The sequence below is a fragment of the Chitinophaga filiformis genome (assembly GCF_023100805.1).
Classification (GTDB): Bacteria; Bacteroidota; Bacteroidia; order Chitinophagales; family Chitinophagaceae; genus Chitinophaga; species Chitinophaga filiformis_B.
The window spans coordinates 1,692,501-1,695,000 of sequence record NZ_CP095855.1; the positions used below are offsets into that span (position 1 = coordinate 1,692,501).

The window sequence follows — 2,500 nt, forward strand, 5'->3', positions numbered from 1 at the left end:
TGTTTTTAGGAACAGCCTCGTATACAGAGTTATCATAGAGGTAGAGCTACTAATTGGGCTAGGGGGCTTCACCGCCTACCAAACCCTAATAAACTCCGAATGCTATGATATATCTACGGGAGTGAGGCTGTGGGCGCTAAGGTCCATGGCCGAGAGGGAAATAACCCAGATTAACAGCTAAGGTCCCTAATCGTATGTTAAGTTGAACAAACGAAGTTCAAATCCTATAACAGCCAGGATGTTGGCTTGGAAGCAGCCATTCATTTAAAGAGTGCGTAACAGCTCACTGGTCGAGGGTTTGAGCACGGAAAATAATCGGGCATCAAACATACAACCGAAGCTTTAGGATCGCCACTAGGTGGTGTATCGGTAGGGGAGCATTCTAAACTGCATTGAAGGTGTATCGCGAGGTATGCTGGAGCGTTTAGAAAAGAAAATGTAGGCATAAGTAACGATAAAATAGGTGAAAAACCTATTCGCCGTAAGACTAAGGGTTCCTGATCAACGCTAATCGGATCAGGGTTAGTCGGGTCCTTAGGCAAAGCCGAGAGGCGTAGCTGATGGCAAACTGGTGAATATTCCAGTACCTGCTATAATTTCGATGGGGTAACGGAGTAGTGAAAGGACTGCGCACTTACGGAATAGTGCGTTAAAGGGGGTAGTTATATTCTGTGTAGGCAAATCCGCACGGGATGATGAACCTGATAGTACAGCAAAGCTTCGGCCGCGCTGATAATGTCCCTAATCAGACTTCCAAGAAAAACCTCTAAGGTTCGGTTATAGCAGCCCGTACCGTAAACCGACACAGGTAGTCGAGGAGAATATCCTCAGGCGCTCGAGTGATCCGTGGTAAAGGAACTAGGCAAATTGACGCTGTAACTTCGGGATAAGGCGTACTGCAGTGATGCAGTCTCAGTAAAATGGTCCAACCAACTGTTTAACAAAAACACAGGGCCCTGCAAAATCGAAAGATGACGTATAGAGCCTGATACCTGCCCGGTGCTGGAAGGTTAAGGAAGGATGTTCGGCGCAAGCCAAAGCTTCTGACTGAAGCCCCAGTAAACGGCGGCCGTAACTATAACGGTCCTAAGGTAGCGAAATTCCTTGTCGGGTAAGTTCCGACCTGCACGAATGGTCTAATGAGTTGGACACTGTCTCTACCACGAGCTCGGTGAAATTGTAGTATCGGTGAAGATGCCGGTTAATCGCAACGGGACGGAAAGACCCCGTGAACCTTCACTACAACTTAACATTGATTTTGAACAACAGATGTGTAGGATAGTTGGGAGACTATGAAGCAGCTTCGCCAGGAGTTGTGGAGTCAACGTTGAAATACCAACCTTCTGTTGTTTAGAGTCTAACCTGGAGACAGGGACATTGTTTGGTGGGTAGTTTGACTGGGGTGGTCGCCTCCTAAAAAGTAACGGAGGCTCGCAAAGGTACCCTCAGTACGGTTGGTAATCGTACGCAGAGCGCATTAGTAAAAGGGTGCTTGACTGTGAGGCCGACAAGCCGAGCAGGAGCGAAAGCTGGCTAAAGTGATCCGGTGGTTCTGTATGGAAGGGCCATCGCTCAAAGGATAAAAGGTACTCCGGGGATAACAGGCTGATCTCCCCCAAGAGCTCATATCGACGGGGAGGTTTGGCACCTCGATGTCGGTTCGTCACATCCTGGGGCTGGAGAAGGTCCCAAGGGTTCGGCTGTTCGCCGATTAAAGTGGCACGTGAACTGGGTTCAGAACGTCGCAAGACAGTTCGGTCCCTATCTGTTGTGATCGTTAGTAAATTGCGAGGACATGACCTTAGTACGAGAGGACCGGGTCGTACGTACCGCTGGTGTATCAGTTGTGCCGCCAGGTGCAGTGCTGAGTAGCTATGTACGGAAAGGATAAACGCTGAAAGCATCTAAGCGTGAAACCAACCTCAAGATGAGTTTACTTTTAAGGGCCGTCGGAGACTACGACGTTGATAGGCTACAGGTGTAAGGGTGGTAACATCGAAGCCGAGTAGTACTAATTGCCCGTAAGCTTTAATTTTATTTTTTGTGATAAACTATTACGACTTTCCCAATATGTATCTTATTGCAAGTCTGGAGTCAGATCAATCGCTGAAATAGTGCTGACTCAAAAGACGAAGATCATTCTAATATAGTAAAGATCTTATGGTGGTTATGCCGAGGGTGTTCACCTCTTCCCATTCCGAACAGAGAAGTTAAGCCCCTCATGGCCGATGGTACTGCACTATCATGCGGGAGAGTAGGTAGCTGCCATATTTATTTAAAAAAGCCCCGGTACGTTCATCGTACCGGGCTTTTTTATCCTCACTACAGTGGTACTATACTTCAAATAGTCGCCTTACCTAATATTGAGATCTTACTCAAACCGCTGCTACCGCCACTTACGGTAAAAAAGACAACTTAATTTTTGTTGCACAGCTGAAAGGATTGTATATTTGCAGTCCGCGTGAAAAATTGTGTTCCACGAGGAACGGCAATTAACATT

At 47.1% G+C, this 2,500-nt stretch carries 2 rRNA genes (1 of these 2 running past the window's edge); both read left to right on the plus strand.

The window, feature by feature from the left end:
• Positions 1-2,035 (plus strand): 23S ribosomal RNA (locus MYF79_RS07070); it begins 843 nt to the left of the window's first position.
• Positions 2,036-2,159: 124 nt separating this feature from the next.
• Positions 2,160-2,271: ribosomal RNA gene (rrf, locus tag MYF79_RS07075) — 5S ribosomal RNA — on the plus strand.
• The last annotated feature ends 229 nt before the right edge of the window (positions 2,272-2,500 follow it).